Origin of the sequence: Thiemannella venezuelensis, assembly GCF_014203605.1 — a bacterium.
GTDB lineage: Bacteria > Actinomycetota > Actinomycetes > Streptosporangiales > Streptosporangiaceae > Planomonospora_A > Planomonospora_A venezuelensis.
This window is the reverse complement of the sequence record NZ_JACHJJ010000023.1, coordinates 68,029-83,281: the sequence shown is the minus strand read 5'-3', so window position 1 is coordinate 83,281 and position 15,253 is coordinate 68,029. Positions and strand designations below refer to the sequence as shown.

Below are 15,253 nucleotides of genomic sequence, written 5' to 3'. Positions count from 1 at the left end.
CCTGGTGTGCCGCCATGTGACGGCGCCGGCACGTTTAAGAGGACCGGTCATCCTGACGATGTCGTGCTCTGCCTTTAAGCTACGGACGCACGTGGAGCGCCCAGCGGGACTCGAACCCGCACCCGACGATCTCTGCCTGCCCTCGGTCGATCCGGCGCACGGCGGCGAATGCTGAACCTGGAGCGAGAGTCTGAGCGTGAGCGGCCGCCTCTACCTGTTGGGCCATCCCGGCGTGAAAGTGCCGGGAGAGGGACTCGAACCCCCACATGCACCGCGTGTCAGTCTGACGTTCAGTTTCAGCTTTCGCGCTTTCGCGCGTCCCCGCGCTCCCACGGGGAGTCTGTGAAGACTACCTCAGGAGGTAGTCGAAGATCCTGTCCCCGATCCGCTGGTCGGCGACCTCGGCGCCGTTGGCCTCCTCGCGGGCGAACTTCACGGCGTCCTGGAGCTTGGTGACCCGCTCCAGCAGCTCGTTGACCCGCTTGCGGGGCATGGCGCCGGAGAAGGCGACCCTGGTCCAGAAGCCGACGACGACATCCTCGTGGTAGACCTCGACCTGGGCCGGGTGCTTGTCGGTGGCCTCGGCCTTGACGTGGTTGCGCGGCACCTTCTTGGTCCGGGTCGTCTTGACCGGCTCGGTCCGCCAGCAGTCGGTGGAGGGGTCCAGCGTCCAGGTCTCGGCCGCGTCCAGCACCGGCAGCTTGGAGACGAAGGTGTGCAGGTCGACCAGCTGCTTCTCCAGGAAGAGCAGGTAGGTGACCGGCACCCGCTCCAGCAGGACGGCGCCGTCGACCTTCACGTCGGCATGCGCGGCGCAGTTGGCCCAGTCCTTGGTCGCGGTCACGTCGAACAGCCGGGTCAGCGCGGCGCCCACCTGCCTGAGCAGATCCTCCGCCTGGACCTGCACCCGCGTCGACTCCGGGGGGAGGTGCTCCCCCTCGTCGTCGATCGGCTGGTAGGTCCGCGACAGCCCCAGCAGGAGGGCGTTCTTCTGGATCGTGTGGTACGCGTCGGTCACCTTGCGCTGGACGTCGGACTTGACGCCCTTCTCCACGGCGAGGATCTGGTTCAACTTGGTCGCCATGCGGACAAACTAGCAGCGAGATCCCTTGTGCTCACCCCGTTTTCCCGGCGGCCTCAGCCGCCGATCTGGACCGATGGGCTGGGCGAGGGGGAGACCGTGGCGGACGGCGTCCCGGACGCGCTCGGCGTCGGCGTCGGGCTCTCGCCGTCGCCGGTCTGCGGGATCTGGGTGAAGGAGGGCTTGGGACCGGCCGTCCGCGTCGGGCAGTCCCCCGCCCCGCCCCTGCCCCGCCCCTTCCCGCCGCCCTTCCCCGCCGCGTTCACGTCCGCGCAGGTCTGCGGCTCGCCGGGATCGTCCGGGCCGCCGGAACCGCGGGGGCCGCCGGGGTCGTCCGGTGAGTCCTGCGGACCGTCCGGTGAGGGCTCCTGGAGGTGGCCGGTCGCCCCGGGGACCGGAACGGTCCTGGTCGTGGTGACCATGATGGTCGAGGGGCCGGCCTGGGGCGGGCCCCCCGCCGGGCCGTCCTGCGGCCGGCTCCCCCGGGAGGTCGCGCCGATGGTCGTCCCGTCGACGGGGATCACCATCGGCACGTGCTCGGGCGTTCCGCCGCCCGCCGCGGGACCGCCGTTGCCCGCGGCGACCATGGCGAACGCCACCATCGAGACGGTCGCCAGCGCCGCGAAGCTCGCCTGCGGCAGGTGGGCGCCCCGCCCCGGTCCGGCCCGGCGGGAGCGCCGGGCCGGGAGCGAGGGCAGGTCCCCCACCGGCCGGTCCGGGCCCGAACGGTCCACCGGGCCTCCCCGGCCCGCCCCACCGCCGGAGGCCAGCCGGAGCAGGCCGCCCCCGGGCGGGTACGGCACGGGCGTCCAGATCTCCGCCAGCACCTCGGCGACCGCCTCGCGCGCGTCCCACGGGTCGCCGATGCCGCCCGCGGCGAGCAGCGCGCCGAGCAGGTCCGCCGCCGCGGGCCTGCGCGCGGGCTCCTTGGCCAGTGCCGCCTCCACCGCGGGACGCAGCAGGTCGGGAACCGAGGACAGGCGCGGCGGCTCGACCAGGATCCGCCGGGTCAGCACGTCGGGCTCGCCGGCGCCGAACGGGTGGTGGCCGGTGGCCGCGTAGGCGATGAGGCAGCCCCAGGAGAAGACGTCCGAGGCGGGCAGGGCGGGACCGCCGGTGAGCCGTTCCGGGGCGACCCATCCCGGGCTGCCCATGACCTGACCGGCCTGGGTGTGCGCGGCGAGGGTGTCCACGTCCCTGGCGATCCCGAAGTCGATCAACCGGGGGCCGGTGTCCGACAGCAGCACGTTGCCGGGCTTCAGGTCGCGGTGGACCAGCCCGGCCTCGTGCACCGCCGTCAGCGCGCCGGCCGTGCCGAGGGCGACGCCGTAGGCCAGGTCCGGGGTGAGCGGGCCGCGCGCGGCGACCACCTGGGAGAGGGCCGGGCCGGGGATGTACTCCGAGACCAGGTAGGGTCGCTCCCGGTCGGTGCCGTCCTCCACCACCGCGGCGGTGCAGAACGGCGTCACCCGGCGGGAGAACTCCACTTCCTCGGCGAAACGGGCCCGGAGCGTGGGATCGTCGAGGTGCACCGGATGCGGCGTCTTGAGCGCCACGACCCCGCCCTGGGGGTGTTCGGCCAGGTAGACGACGCCCATGCCGCCGGTGCCGAGGCGGCCGAGCAGGAGATAGCGGCCGATGATGACCGGGTCCCCGACGGTCAGGGGCCGCACGCCGGGAGGCATGCCGCTGCTGGGGCCAGTTCCGCCACGCGCCATCCGATCGAGCCTTCCTGTACGGCTACGGCAAGCACACTGTGACGGGATGGGAGAGGAGTTCGCTCCTGACTAGTCATAAGGGATATAGCGGGTAAGGCCAATCATCCCTCAAGGTAAGTAACCATTGATATCAATGGGACTAGTCATACCGATGTGACCTGCGGGATCGCGGGCGGCACGGGTGCGGGGCCGCCGCCCGACGGCCCCGGGACCGTCAGGCGGCGGCCGTACGGTCTCCCGCCTCCCCCGGCACGTCCCGGGCGGCGAGCCGCTGCGCCGCCGCCAGGAAGCGGGCGATGTGCCGGAACACCCTGCGCGCCTCGGGGACCACGTCGGCGAGGATGGGGAAGACGTGCGGCATCCGCCTCCACTCCTCGTAGGTAACCGGGACCCCCGCGGCGCGGGCGCGCTCGGCGACCCGGCGGCCCTCGTCGCGCAGGACCTCGGTCGAGCCCGTGACGACCATCAGCGGCGGCAGCCCGGTGTAGTCGCCGAAGACCGGGGAGACCAGGGGATCGCGGGCGTCGAGACCGGCGGTCCACCGGCGGGCCAGCCACTCGACCCGGCCGGCCGGGATCACCGGGTCGAGCAGCCGGTTGACCCGCCGCGGGGTGTCACTGAGGTCCGCCCACGGGGAAAGGCACACCGCGGCGGCGGGCAGCGGCGCCCCCCGGTCGCGCAGCGCCAGCAGGGCGGCCAGGGTCAGGTGGCCTCCGGCGGAGTCACCGGCGATGAGGATGTCGGCGGGCTCGTACCCCCGCTCCAGCAGGCACCGATAGGCCCCCACGGCGTCCTCGAGCGACTCGGCCAGCGTGTGGACCGGCCCCTGGCGGTAGTCGACGGCCAGCACCGGGCGGCGGGCGGCGACCGACAGCCGCCAGGTGATCGGCCGATGGGTGGCCGGGGAGCAGACGAAGTAGCCGCCGCCGTGCAGGTAGAGCAGCACCTTGCCCTCGTCGAGCCCGTGCCCGGCGCGGACCCACTCCCCCGGGCACGCCCCGGCCCGGTCCTGCACGAGGCTCACGTGCGGGGGCAGCCGCAGCGGCACCCGGCCCGCGAGCGCGACGAACCGCGAGGCCGCCAGCACGCTGAGGTCGGAGCGGAGGAGAAGACCGGACAGCGGTTTGACCGTGCCACGCATGATCGCGTTGAGCGCCGAGGCCTGCCAGCTGACGGGGTAACCGGGACAGACGTCCACGTCGATCTCATCGCGCATGCGGGAACCTCCTGGGAGGAGGATTCCCGCCAGAACTTCGTTCTACCATGTGCCTGGTATGTCGTGAAGGTTACGCCTATATCGCCTACCATCCCATTCCGGTCGGCCGGCGCAGCCGGAACCCCTGCGCCGCTCCGGACGAGCGCTCCCGGACGGACGGCCCGCCTCTCCCACCGGATGCCCGGCCTCCGCCGGCCGGTCCGCCGCAGGCGCCCCTCCCCCTCCCCCGGAGGCCCGCCACCGCAGGACGCCCCGTCCCGGATAACCCGTTGCCCCCGCCCCGACCTGCGAGGAAAATCGGAGGGTTGCCCTCACGACACCCCGAGGAGGCCGTCTTCCCGCCCCGAACCCGCCTCCGGCCCCACCCGCGCCTGTCCCTCTACGCGCGCCTCGCCGGGTACGGCTTCCGCCGCCACTCCGCCTACCGGGCCGCCGCCCTCGCCGGAGCCTTCACCAACACCGTCTTCGGGATCCTGCGCGCCCACGTCCTGATCGCCCTGTGGGAGGCCCGTCCCGGCCTGGCCGGATACGACGTCGCCGACGCCGTCACCTTCTGCTTCCTCGGCCAGGCGTTCATCGGCCCGATGCAGCTGCTCGGCGGCGGGGTCCAGCTCGCCGAGCGCGTGCGCAGCGGCGACGTGGCCGTCGACCTCCTGCGCCCCGCCTCGCTGCAGGCCTGGAACCTCGCCGACGACCTGGGCCGCGCCGGCTACCTGTTCCTGCTGCGCAGCGTGCCGCCGACGCTCGCCGGGGCCGCGCTGTTCGGCATCGTCACCCCCGCGCACCTCGCCACCTGGGCCTTCTTCACCGCCAGCTTCGTACTCGGCGTGGTCGTCAGCTTCGGCTGGCGCTACCTGGTCGCCCTGTCGTCGTTCTGGATCGTCGACGACCGGGGCACGCAGGCGCTGTCCATGGTGATGGCGATGTTCTTCAGCGGCATGGTCCTTCCGCTGAACCTCTTCCCCGGCTGGTTCGGCACCCTGGCGCAGTCCCTCCCCTGGGCGGCGATGGTGCAGGTCCCCGCCGACGTCTACCTCGGCAAACGCGACGCGCTGGAGGCGCTCGGCTTCCAGGCCCTCTGGGCGGCGGCACTGCTGGCCCTGGGCGCCCTCGCCACCCGCGCCGCCCGCCGCAAGGTGGTGGTCCAGGGTGGATGAGCGCGCGGGCCGCCCGCGGGAGGCGGCCCGTGGCTAGAACCTACCTCCTGCTCGCCTGGACGTGGCTGCGCGCCTCGGCGCAGTACCCGGTCCCGCTGGTCATGATGGTCCTGGGCTCGTTCGTGCTGACCGGGATGGACGTCGCCGCGATCTGGATCGTCTTCGGGCACACCCGGTCGCTGGGCGGCTTCGCGCTCGCCGAGGTCATGTTCCTGTACGGCACCGCGGGCGTGTCGTTCGGCCTCGCCGACCTGCTCTTCGGCAACGTCGACCGGCTCAGCCAGCACATCAGGGCCGGCACCTTCGACGCCATGCTCATCCGCCCGGCGAGCGCGTTCGTGCAGGTGGCCACCGACCGGTTCAGCGTGCAGCGGTTCGGCCGGCTCGCCCAGGCCGCGGTGGTGCTCGCCGTCGCCCTGCCCCGGCTCGACCCGCCCTGGAGCCGGATCTGGATGGTCCCGGTGATGATCGTGTGCGGGGTCGTCATCTTCGCCTCGATCTTCACCATCGGCGGCGCGATGCAGTTCCTGCTGACCGACGCGCCCGAGGTGAGCAACGCCTTCACCTACGGCGGCAGCACCCTGACCCAGTACCCGCTGACCGTCTACGGCGGCGACCTGGTCAGGGCCGTCACCTTCATCGTCCCGCTGGCGTTCGTCAACTGGCAGCCCGCCCTGTACGTGCTGGACCGGGACGACCCCTTCGGCCTGCCGTACGGACTGCGCTTCGCCGCGCCCGCCGCGGCCCTCGTCCTCGCCCTCGCCGCCGCCCTCGCGTGGCGGGCGGGCATCCGCCGCTACCGTTCCACGGGGAGTTGACCGCATGATCGAAGTCGACGGCGCCGGCCGTTCCTTCACCGTCGGGCGGGGCCGGGCCCGCAGGACCGTGCACGCCGTGCGGGAGCTGTCGTTCACCGTGGCGGCCGGGGAGTTCGTCGGCTACCTCGGCCCCAACGGCGCGGGCAAGTCCACCACCATCAAGATGCTCACCGGCATCCTCGCGCCGACCTCGGGCCGCCTGCGGGTGGCCGGACTCGATCCGACGCGCCGCCGTACGGCTCTCGCCCGCCGGATCGGGGTGGTCTTCGGCCAGCGCACGACCCTGTGGTGGGATCTGCCGCTGAAGGACAGTTTCGAACTGGTCCGACTCCTTTACAAAGTAGATCGAAATGACTTCCGCCGGAGGCTGGACGAGCTGACCGAGCTCCTGGACCTCGCCGCGTTCATGCGGACCCCGGTCCGCCAGCTCAGCCTGGGCCAGCGCATGCGCGGCGACGTCACCGCCGCCCTTCTGCACGATCCCGCCGTCCTGGTCCTCGACGAGCCCACCATCGGCCTCGACGTGGTGAGCAAGGCCGCCATGCGCGAGTTCCTCGGCCGGCTCAACGCCGAGCGCGGCACCACGGTGCTGCTCACCACCCACGACCTCGGCGACATCGAGAAGCTCTGCCGGAGGGTCATGCTCATCCACCACGGCCGCCTCGGCTTCGACGGCACCCTGGAGGACCTGCGCGCCACCACCCCCGGCGAGGACTCCCTCGAGGACGTCGTCACCCGCCTCTACACGGCCTCGCCCGCCGACCGGTGAGCGGTCGCAGGCCGGGCCCGGCGGGCATGCGCGGTCACCGCGTCAGCGGATCCCGTCCGCTTCGAGGGCCGCGCGGACGGCCCCGCAGTCGGGATCGGCCTCGGCGGCCCGCTCGAGCCTCTCGGACAGCAGGGCGGCGGCCTCGGCGAGGTGCGCCAGGCGCTCGGCGCCGAGGGTCTCCAGCACGAGGGCCCGCACGGACTCCTCCCGGACGCGCCGGGCGCGCTCGGCCGCCTCGCGCCCGGCGGCGGTGAGGACGATGTCCCAGCCCCGCGCGTCCTCGGCGCACGCCTGCCGCCGCAGCAGGCCGCGGGCGCTCATGCGGGCGGCCTGGTGGGACAGCCGGCTCTTCTCCCACTGCAGCGTCCAGCGCAGCTCCAGCGCCCGCATGCGCCCCTGCGGGGCGTCCAGGAGCGCGTCGAGGATCTGGTGGTCGGCCTCGGACAGGCCGGTGGCGCGGGCGAGTTCGCGCGCCAGGTGGGCGGCCAGCCGGGCGTGGACGACCGTGTGGCTCCGCCACGCGTCCATCGCCGCGGGGCCGGCCGGCGCACCGGTCGCCGCCGGGCCGGTCGAGGGCGGGCGCGCGGTCATGGCTCCACTCTACGGGACGAATAGTTGACACGTCACCAAAAGAGGTATGGTTGATACGTCTACTATTTTTGGCGGAGGAGCCCATGCCCGACTACGGCCACGACCTGCGATTCGGATCGTTCATCACGCCGCAGAACCGGCGGCCTGACGCGGTGACCGAGCTGGCCCTCCTGAGCGAGCGGGCCGGCCTGGACCTGGTCACCTTCCAGGACCACCCCTACCAGCCCGGTTTCCTGGACACGTGGACGCTGCTGAGCTGGGTGGCCGCCCGGACCGAGCGCGTCCACCTGGCCGGCAACGTCCTCAACCTGCCGCTGCGGAACCCGGCCGTGCTGGCGCGCTCGGTGGCCAGCCTCGATCTGCTCTCGGGCGGGCGGATCGAGCTCGGCCTGGGAGCGGGGGCCTTCTGGGACGCGATCGAGGCCATGGGCGGCCGCCGGCTCACCCCCGGGCAGAGCATCGAGGCGCTGAGCGAGGCCATCGACGTCATCCGCGGCGTCTGGGACGCCGGCGAGCGCCGCCTGCTGCGCGTGGACGGCGCCCACTACGCGGTCGACGGGGCCAAGCGGGGCCCCGCGCCCGCGCACGACGTGCCGATCTGGCTGGGCGCGTACAAGCCGCGGATGCTGCGCCTGATCGGCGCCAAGGCCGACGGCTGGCTGCCCAGCCTCGGCTACCTCCAGCCGGAGGACGTCCCCGCGGGAAACAAGATCATCGACGAGGCGGCCGCGGAGGCGGGGCGCGACCCGCGCGAGATCCGCCGCCTGCTCAACCTCGCGGGCGGGGGCTTCGAGGACTCCGGCCGCGGGCCGCTGCAGGGGCCGCCCGCCCGGTGGGTCGAGCGGTTGCTCCCCCTGGCGCTGGAGGACGGCGTCAGCACGTTCATCCTCGGCTCCGACGATCCGCGGACCATCCAGACCTTCGCCCAGGAGGTGGCCCCGGCCCTGCGCGAGGCCGTGGCCGCCGAGCGGGCCTCCTCAGGCGCCGCCGCGGGCACGGGCGCCGGCCGCGCGCGCCCGGCCCGCGCTCTCGCGCTGCGGCGCGCGGGCATCGGCTACGACGCGGTGCCCGCCTCCCTGGCCGCGACCGCGGTCGAACCCGGCGACCGCGGTTACGAGGACGTGCGCTCCACCTACGTGTGGCCCGGCTCGCCCGGCCTGGTCCTGCGCCCGTCCACGCCGGGCCAGGTGGCCGAGGCGCTGGCGTTCGCCAGGGAGCAGGACGTGCCGCTGGCGGTGCGCAGCGGCGGGCACGGCATCAGCGGGCGGTCCACCAACGACGGCGGCATCGTCATCGACGTGGGCGCGATGAACGGCGTCGAGGTGATCGACCGCGAGCGGCGGCTGGTGCGCGTCGGGGCGGGCGCCCGCTGGGGCGAGGTGGCCCAGGCGCTGGCGCCGTACGGGCTGGCCATCAGCTCCGGCGACTACGGCGACGTGGGCGTCGGCGGCCTGGCGACCTCCGGTGGGCAGGGCTTCCTGGGACGCTCCTACGGGCTGACCATCGACCACGTCGTGGGCGCCGAGGTCGTCCTGGCCGACGGGCGGATCGTCCGCGCGGACGCCGGGCACCATCCCGACCTGTTCTGGGCCCTGCGCGGCGCGGGCGGCGACATGGGCGTGGTCACCTCCTTCGACATCGAGGCCGCGGAGGTGGGCGACGTCGTCTTCGCCGTCCTCGTGCACGACGCCTCGGACCTGGCCGCGTTCCTGCAGGGCTGGGGACGGCTGGTCGAGAGCAGCCCCCGGCGGCTGACGGCCTTCCTGTCGGCCTTCCCCGGCCGGGCGGGCGGGCAGATCCTCGCGCAGACCATCATCGTGTGGGCCGGGGACGACGCCGACGCCGCCGTCGCGGCCATCGAGCCGTTCCTGGAGCTCGCCCCCGTCCTGCAGCAGCAGGCCCAGCTGACCCCCTACGCCGCGATCGTCGCGCCGCACCGCAACCGCCACTCCGGCCAGGCCCGCATGCGCAGCCGCTCCGCGCTGGTCGAGCACCTCGACGCCGCCGCCTCGGCCGCGGTGGCCGGCATGTTCTCGGCCGGCGACGTCGCCATGTTCCAGGTGCGGTCGGTCGGCGGGGCGGTCAACGACACCGCCCCGGACGCCACCGCCTACGCCCACCGCACCCAGAACTTCTCCCTGTCCGCGGTGGTCGACGAGTCGCGGCGGGCACGGGCCGACCGGGCGTGGGAGCGCCTCGGCGTGAACGCGGTCTACCCCAACTTCGAGTCCCACGGAGGCGAGGACCTGCCGGCCAAGGCGTTCCCACCGGCCACGCTGCGGCGGCTGCGGCGGGTCAAGGCCGTCTACGACCCGCACAACGTCTTCCGGCACAACGTCTTCCGGCACAACGCCTTCAGAGAAGGCACCCGGTGACGGGCCGGCCCGGTGGCCCCGGGTTCAGTAGTAGGACGGCTCTCCGGGCTCTTCCTCGTACTCGTCGTCCTCCTCGCGGCTCCGCCCGGCCCAGCGGGAGGGCATCAGGACGGGCAGGAAGAGGGCGACGCCGAGCATGGCGTAGATCCCGCTGTTCAGCAGCACGCCCATGCCCACCGGCGCCACGTCGAGCTCCCGGTGGAAGGTGGGGACCTCGGTCAGCAGGCCCATCGCCCGGCCGGCGTCGAGAACGTAGATCACGGTCCACGCGAGCAGGACCATCGACGGGACGAACCCGGCCAGCGGGGAGACCCTGCCGGCGATCACCAGGCCGAGCAGCAGGCCGAGCCCGGCCATGACGCCCAGGGCGATCCAGGTCTGCGCCCCGCCGGGCTGCGGGGACAGACCCGCCGCACCGGGCAGCGGCCGCCCGAGGGTCGTCGCGGCCGCCCATCCTCCACCGAGGAGCAGGACCGCCGTCGTCACCAGCCCGATGAGCAGCCCGACGAAGTGCCGCATCGCCACCACCCCGGATCCACGTGCTTTCACGGTCGCGGCAACCCTAGCCACAAAAGCCGCAAAACGGCAGGCATCACACACTATTGGTTATCCCGCCCGGCGTCCCGGCCCTTCCGACCAGCCCGTTCCGTTCGGTACCCGGCGGCCGGGCGTGAGACCATGTCCGGCGTCATGCGTGCCCGCCTCCCGCTCCGTCTCGTGCGCTCGGCCGCCTTCGCGGCCGTCTGCGTGGCGCTCGCCGTCCTCGGCCACGTGGCCGCGGGCGGCTCGGGGCCGCAGGCGTGGGCGGTGGCGGCGGGGACCGCGGCCGCCGTCATCACGGCGCTCTCGCTCGCCGGGCGCGAGCGGTCCGCCAGGACCGTCAACGTCGCCCTCACCGGCGCGCAACTGGTCCTGCACGAACTGTTCGCCCTCGGCGGCCCCTCCGGGATCTCGCTGACGGCCCACCCGCACGGCCAGGGGCTGGGCGAGAGCCTGGGCATGCTGCTGGCCCACCTCACCGCGACGCTGGTCACCGGCTGGTGGCTGGCCCGCGGCGAGACCGCGCTGTGGGCGGTGCTCCGCTCGGCCGGGCACCACCTCGCCGCCGCCGGGCACCGCGCCGGCGCGGCGTTCCTGCTCCTGCAGGCCCCCTCGGGCCCGCCGGCCGCGCCGCCCGCCGCCGCGCCCGGCGCCGTCCCCGTTCCCGTCCGGCCCCTCCTCCGTCACATCGTCAGCCGGCGCGGTCCTCCGCTTCCCGCCGCCTGACCCGCCCCCTTTCCCGGAACCCCGGAGGGGCTCCGACGAGCCCGAGTCCCCGAAGTGGAGAACACCCATGTCCCTTGCCGCAGCATGCCGCCGCGCCGCGACCGTCACCGCGGGCGGCGCCGCCCTCGCCCTCGCCCTCGCCGCGCCCGCTCTCGCACACGTCACGATCAACCCCGGCAGCGCCGAGCAGGGCGCTTTCACCAAGGTCGCCTTCCGGGTGCCGAACGAGCGCGACGACGCCTCGACGAGCAAGGTCGAGGTCGCCTTCCCCGCCGACCACCCGCTGCCGTTCGTCTCGGTGCGGCCGGTGCCCGGCTGGGACGTCGAGGTGACCGAGGAGAAGCTCGACAAGCCCGTCACCACGGAGTACGGAGAGATCACCGAGGCGGTCACGAAGATCACCTGGTCCGGCGGGACGATCGCACCCGGCCAGTTCCAGGAGTTCGAGGTCTCGATGGGCATGCTGCCCAAGGACACCGATCACCTGGTCTTCCCCGCCACGCAGACCTACACCGGCGGCGAGGTCGTGAAGTGGGCCGACGAGCCCAAGGCCGACGGCTCCGAGCCCGACCGCCCGGCCCCGGTCCTGAAGCTCACGCCCGCCTCCGGCGGCGACGGCCACGGCGCCGGGCACGACGCCGGGCACTCGGCCACCCCGTCGGCCGGGGCCGGATCCGCTCCGTCGGTGGCCCCGGTCGCGGCCGCCACCGCGTCCTCCGGCGACGGCACCGCCCGGCTGCTGGGCGCGGGCGGGCTGCTCGCCGGGCTCGCCGGCACCGTGATCGGCGTGCTCGGCCTGCGCCGCGGGAGCCGTACGGCCTCCGCCCCGGACCCGGAGCGGTCCCGGCCCGCCTGACGCGCTCCCCGGCCCGAAGGCCGGGGATTCGGGCTGTGCCGCGTCTGCGGCACCTCTGCGGCACCTCTGCGGCTTCCTGCGCAGCCCCGCCGGCCCCGGCCGGTCGGCGGGGTCCCGCCCGGGATCCTCAGGCGGTGATGTCCTTGCCGGTGAAGCGGGCCCAGGCGATCGAACCGAAGACGGCGGTGTAGGCGGCGAAGACCAGCAGGCCCTGGCCCATCTCGGCGACGGCGACCGGATCGCGCAGGACACCGTCGAACCCGTTCCACCACTGCGTCAGCAGGTACGGCTGGAGCCAGGCGAGCTGCGGGATCACACCGAGGACCTGGACCACGACGACCGTCACCACCGTCGCCGCGATGGCGCCGATCGCCACCTCGGTCAGCGTGGACAGGGCCAGCGCGACCGCGGCCAGGGCGGCCATCCCCGCCGTGACGTAGAGGACGACCAGGCCGATCCTGAGCAGCCCCTCGGCGAAGGGGATCGTCGTGCCGGACAGCAGGGTGATCGGCCCGGCCGGGAACAGCGCCAGGCCGGTCACCAGCGCCGACAGGGCGATCACGCTGACGGCCGCCAGGCAGAACAGGACCGCGTTGCCGTACTTGGCGGCCAGCAGGCGGGTCCGGCCCGCCGGGGCGGTGAGCAGGTAGCGCAGCGTGCCGCCGCCCGCCTCCCCTGCGACCGCGTCACCGGCCACCACCGCGACCGCGACCGGGAGCATGAGCTGCACCAGCACGGAGAGCGCGGCGAAGGTGAGGAAGAGCCCGTTCCCGGTGATCTGGGCGAAGATCGCCCCGCCGTTCCCCGGCCCGTCCCCCGCCTCGGCCGCGATCGGCTCGGCGAACAGCCGCATCGCGACGCCCACCAGCACCGGGATGACCCCGAGCACGGCGAGCATGGCGAGGTTGCGCGGGCGCCGGAAGGTCAGCCCGGCCTCCGAGCCGAGCAGCCGCAGCCAGGCGCGCACGGCCCCCGGAGCCCGGGAGGCGGGAGCCCGCCCGGCGGGCCCCCCGTCCGGCACGGGACCGCTTCCCGCCCCTCCTCCGGCCGGAGTGCCCGACGCGTCCGGCACGCCCCTCGCGTCCGGCACGCCCTGTGCATCCGGCATGTTCTGTACATCCGGGGCGCCGGGCCCGTCCAGCGTGCCCGGTCCCGAGCCCGCCGTCGCGGTCGCGACTCCCGTGCCGTCAGCCGTCGACATCGAAACCCTCCCCGGTCAGTCCCACGAACACGTCCTCCAGGCTCGGCCGCTGCACGGCCAGCCCGCGTACCGCGACCCCCGCCGCCACCAGCGCGGCGGTGACCCGTTCCGGCGCATGACCGCCCAGCTCGGCGACGGCCTGCCCGTCCCCGGTCCGGACCCCCTCCAGGCCGAGTCCGGCCAGCACGGCCGCCGCCTCGGCGGTGTCCGGGGTCTCCACCCGGACCGTGACCGCCTCCCCGCCGAGCAGCCCGGCGATGGGTCCCTGGGCGACCAGCCGGCCGGTCCGCATGACGCCGACGTGGGTGCACATCTGCTCCACCTCGGCGAGCAGGTGGGAGGAGACGAACACGGTCGTCCCGTCGGCGGCGATCTCCCTCACCAGCGCCCGCACCTCACGGGTGCCCTGCGGGTCCAGCCCGTTGGTCGGCTCGTCCAGGACCAGCAGTTCCCTGGGACCGAGCAGCGCGGCGGCGATGGCCAGCCGCTGGCGCATGCCCAGCGAGTAGGCGCGGTAGCGTTTGCCCGCCGCCGCGGCCAGGCCGACCCGGTCCAGGGCGAGCCCGATCCGCCGGGAGGCGGTGCGCGGGTCGGCCTTCGGGTCGGCGGCGTCGTAGCGGCGCAGGTTGGCCTCTCCCGACAGGTAGGGGTAGAACGCCGGTCCCTCGACCAGCGCCCCCACGCGGGGCAGCACCGCGGCGACCCCGCCCGGCATCGGCGTGCCGAGGAGGTCCCAGCCTCCCTGCGTCGGCGCGACGAGGCCGAGCAGCATGCGGATGGTCGTGGTCTTCCCCGAGCCGTTGGGGCCGAGGAAGCCGAAGACCGACCCGCGCGGCACGGACAGGTGGAGATCGTCCACGGCCAGCTGGCCGCCGCGGAACCGCTTGGTCAGCCCGCGGGTGACGATCGAGTGGTCTCCGGCTCCCGTCGTCACCTCCCGGCCACCTCGGTCAGCTTCTCCGGGGTGACCGCGCCGACGAGCAGGCGCCCGTCGTCGGTCAGCAGGGCGGAGACCAGCTTGGTCCGGACGACCTTGCCGCTGCCCCACGGCCCGCTGACCGGGGTGGCGGCCTTCAGCAGGGCGTCGGCCAGAGCGGCGGTCTCGGGGGACCCCGCCTCCTCTGCCCCGCTCCCACCGGCCTGCTCGCCCTCCCGGCCCCGCGGGGCCCCGGCCCCGAGGTCGCGCTCGGAGAAGGGGAGCACCGCGACCGCGGTCCAGCCCTCGCCGACGGTCCGCAGGCCTCCGGCGAGCTGCTCGCCCTTCTCCTGCCGGTCCTGCGGGTCGGCCCCCATGGCCTGCGCGAGCTCCTCCAGCGACTGCTCCTCCACCTTCGCGCCGGCCGGCGGGGTGAAGGCGAAGTTCTCCGGAGCGGGCGGGGTGAAGCTGACCGAGGTGAACCCGATCTCGAAGGCGGGCTCCGCCGCGCTCTTGGCGTAGACCTGGACCCTGAGCGGGACGAAGGTCTCCCCGTCGAGCGCCAGCTTGACCTCCTTGACCAGGGACGAGGCGTCCTTGGGCGCGAGGGTGAGCTGGTAGGCGTCACGCCCGGCGACCTTCTCGCTGGAGCTCACGCCGACGGCGGTGCCGGCGCCGGCCCGCTGGAGGACCTCCTTGGCGAGCTGCTGCGGCGTGGTCGCCGTGGGCAGCGCCTCGGGGTGCTCGGGCCGCTCCTCGAACGCCTTGCCGGTGCTCTTGATCCGGGTGGCCGTGCTGGAGTCGCTCTCCCAGAGCCAGACCTGGTCGCCGTTGACGATCAGGTCGGTCTCGCTCATCCGGCCGGGCAGCGCGAGGCGGACCTTCTCGCCGCCGCCGTACCAGACCTTGAGCTCGTGGGAGCCGGTGAGCAGGGCGGCGGGGGAGGTGCCGCCCATGCCCGAGACCTCCGGCAGCCCCGGGACGCCGAAGGACGCGGTCTGCAGGACGGTGCCCGACATGGGCGCCGGCCCGGACTCGGCGGCCTTGAGGGCGTCGGCGAGCAACTGCTCGGCCGTGCGCTCGGGCAGCACGGGGTCGCCCTGGACCGCGGCGATGACGGGCCCGGCGCCGACGGCCCCGGCGACCACCGCCACCGCGGCGATCGGCACGCCCCACCTCACGGCGCGGCCTCGCCGGGCCCGCCGCTGCTGCTGTGTTCGCTCTGGCATGTCACTCCTCAACGGTATGCCGTCAATGCCTTCTCACTCGCAGCCTGCGTGAACGTTCCT

Annotated in this window: 14 protein-coding genes; 6 read left to right on the top strand and 8 right to left on the bottom strand. The window is 74.2% G+C overall.

The window, feature by feature from the left end; translation table 11 throughout:
- Positions 1–349: 349 nt before the first annotated feature.
- From FHS22_RS28155 to FHS22_RS28145, 3 genes are all read right to left on the bottom strand, one after another.
- The gene (locus tag FHS22_RS28155; RefSeq protein WP_184946511.1) at positions 350–1,084 is read right to left on the bottom strand and encodes a DUF7873 family protein; all 735 of its coding nucleotides are present in this window, start codon (positions 1,082–1,084) and stop codon (positions 350–352) included.
- 53 nt (positions 1,085–1,137) lie between these two features.
- Entirely contained in the window at positions 1,138–2,754 is a 1,617-nt protein-coding gene (locus tag FHS22_RS28150; RefSeq protein WP_184946509.1) for a protein kinase domain-containing protein, read from the bottom strand.
- A 259-nt stretch (positions 2,755–3,013) separates the two neighbouring features.
- Entirely contained in the window at positions 3,014–4,015 is a 1,002-nt protein-coding gene (locus tag FHS22_RS28145; protein ID WP_184946507.1) for an alpha/beta hydrolase, read from the bottom strand.
- Between the two features lie 305 nt (positions 4,016–4,320).
- Here FHS22_RS28145 and FHS22_RS28140 point away from each other — a divergent pair, with 305 nt between their 5' ends.
- Genes FHS22_RS28140 through FHS22_RS28130 form a run of 3 tightly spaced genes read left to right on the top strand, consistent with a single transcriptional unit; the run spans position 4,321 to position 6,759 of the window.
- Positions 4,321–5,172: an ABC transporter permease gene (locus FHS22_RS28140; protein WP_338047994.1), complete on the top strand. Its 852-nt coding sequence runs from the start codon at positions 4,321–4,323 to the stop codon at positions 5,170–5,172.
- A 29-nt stretch (positions 5,173–5,201) separates the two neighbouring features.
- Positions 5,202–5,990 carry an ABC transporter permease gene (locus FHS22_RS28135; protein ID WP_338047993.1) on the top strand — a complete coding sequence of 263 codons (789 nt, stop codon included), beginning with the start codon at positions 5,202–5,204 and terminating at the stop codon, positions 5,988–5,990.
- 4 nt (positions 5,991–5,994) lie between these two features.
- A complete protein-coding gene (locus tag FHS22_RS28130) occupies positions 5,995–6,759 on the top strand; it encodes an ABC transporter ATP-binding protein (protein WP_184946503.1) in 765 nt (254 codons plus the stop codon).
- A 42-nt stretch (positions 6,760–6,801) separates the two neighbouring features.
- Here FHS22_RS28130 and FHS22_RS28125 read toward each other — a convergent pair whose 3' ends face one another.
- Positions 6,802–7,350, bottom strand: a complete 549-nt coding sequence (locus FHS22_RS28125) for a MarR family transcriptional regulator (protein ID WP_184946501.1) — start codon at positions 7,348–7,350, stop codon at positions 6,802–6,804.
- Between the two features lie 83 nt (positions 7,351–7,433).
- Here FHS22_RS28125 and FHS22_RS28120 point away from each other — a divergent pair, with 83 nt between their 5' ends.
- Complete coding sequence (locus FHS22_RS28120) at positions 7,434–9,725, top strand: LLM class flavin-dependent oxidoreductase (RefSeq protein WP_184946500.1); 2,292 nt, start codon at positions 7,434–7,436, stop codon at positions 9,723–9,725.
- A 24-nt stretch (positions 9,726–9,749) separates the two neighbouring features.
- Here the strand turns inward: FHS22_RS28120 and FHS22_RS28115 are convergent, their stop codons facing one another.
- The gene (locus FHS22_RS28115) at positions 9,750–10,274 is read right to left on the bottom strand and encodes a hypothetical protein (protein ID WP_338047992.1); all 525 of its coding nucleotides are present in this window, start codon (positions 10,272–10,274) and stop codon (positions 9,750–9,752) included.
- Positions 10,275–10,415: 141 nt separating this feature from the next.
- Between FHS22_RS28115 and FHS22_RS28110 the strand changes: the two genes are divergently transcribed.
- Together FHS22_RS28110 and FHS22_RS28105 are read left to right on the top strand one after the other, a co-directional pair.
- Positions 10,416–10,991, top strand: a complete 576-nt coding sequence (locus tag FHS22_RS28110; protein WP_260408365.1) for an MFS transporter — start codon at positions 10,416–10,418, stop codon at positions 10,989–10,991.
- Positions 10,992–11,058: 67 nt separating this feature from the next.
- Positions 11,059–11,847, top strand: a complete 789-nt coding sequence (locus FHS22_RS28105) for a YcnI family copper-binding membrane protein (RefSeq protein WP_184946497.1) — start codon at positions 11,059–11,061, stop codon at positions 11,845–11,847.
- A gap of 127 nt (positions 11,848–11,974) precedes the next feature.
- On the opposite strand, the gene FHS22_RS28100 is transcribed toward FHS22_RS28105, so the two are convergent.
- The 3 genes from FHS22_RS28100 to FHS22_RS28090 are packed head-to-tail and all read right to left on the bottom strand — an operon-like array spanning position 11,975 to position 15,193.
- On the bottom strand, positions 11,975–13,048 hold the full coding sequence (locus FHS22_RS28100) for an ABC transporter permease (protein ID WP_260408364.1): 1,074 nt from the start codon (positions 13,046–13,048) through the stop codon (positions 11,975–11,977).
- Complete coding sequence (locus FHS22_RS28095) at positions 13,035–13,982, bottom strand: ABC transporter ATP-binding protein (RefSeq protein WP_184946495.1); 948 nt, start codon at positions 13,980–13,982, stop codon at positions 13,035–13,037. The genes FHS22_RS28100 and FHS22_RS28095 overlap by 14 nt, the downstream gene beginning before the upstream one ends.
- Complete coding sequence (locus FHS22_RS28090; RefSeq protein ID WP_184946493.1) at positions 13,979–15,193, bottom strand: LolA family protein; 1,215 nt, start codon at positions 15,191–15,193, stop codon at positions 13,979–13,981. The genes FHS22_RS28095 and FHS22_RS28090 overlap by 4 nt, the downstream gene beginning before the upstream one ends.
- Positions 15,194–15,253: the final 60 nt, after the last annotated feature.

What these genes read in the sequence shown, in the direction of transcription:
- FHS22_RS28090 (WP_184946493.1), bottom strand. Translation starts at nt 15,193, where the DNA reads ATGCCAGAGCGAACACAGCAGCAGCGGCGGGCCCGGCGAGGCCGCGCC.
- FHS22_RS28100 (WP_260408364.1), bottom strand. Translation starts at nt 13,048, where the DNA reads ATGTCGACGGCTGACGGCACGGGAGTCGCGACCGCGACGGCGGGCTCG.
- FHS22_RS28105 (WP_184946497.1), top strand. Translation starts at nt 11,059, where the DNA reads ATGTCCCTTGCCGCAGCATGCCGCCGCGCCGCGACCGTCACCGCGGGC.
- FHS22_RS28155 (WP_184946511.1), bottom strand. Translation starts at nt 1,084, where the DNA reads ATGGCGACCAAGTTGAACCAGATCCTCGCCGTGGAGAAGGGCGTCAAG.
- FHS22_RS28110 (WP_260408365.1), top strand. Translation starts at nt 10,416, where the DNA reads ATGCGTGCCCGCCTCCCGCTCCGTCTCGTGCGCTCGGCCGCCTTCGCG.
- FHS22_RS28145 (WP_184946507.1), bottom strand. Translation starts at nt 4,015, where the DNA reads ATGCGCGATGAGATCGACGTGGACGTCTGTCCCGGTTACCCCGTCAGC.
- FHS22_RS28120 (WP_184946500.1), top strand. Translation starts at nt 7,434, where the DNA reads ATGCCCGACTACGGCCACGACCTGCGATTCGGATCGTTCATCACGCCG.
- FHS22_RS28125 (WP_184946501.1), bottom strand. Translation starts at nt 7,350, where the DNA reads ATGACCGCGCGCCCGCCCTCGACCGGCCCGGCGGCGACCGGTGCGCCG.
- FHS22_RS28130 (WP_184946503.1), top strand. Translation starts at nt 5,995, where the DNA reads ATGATCGAAGTCGACGGCGCCGGCCGTTCCTTCACCGTCGGGCGGGGC.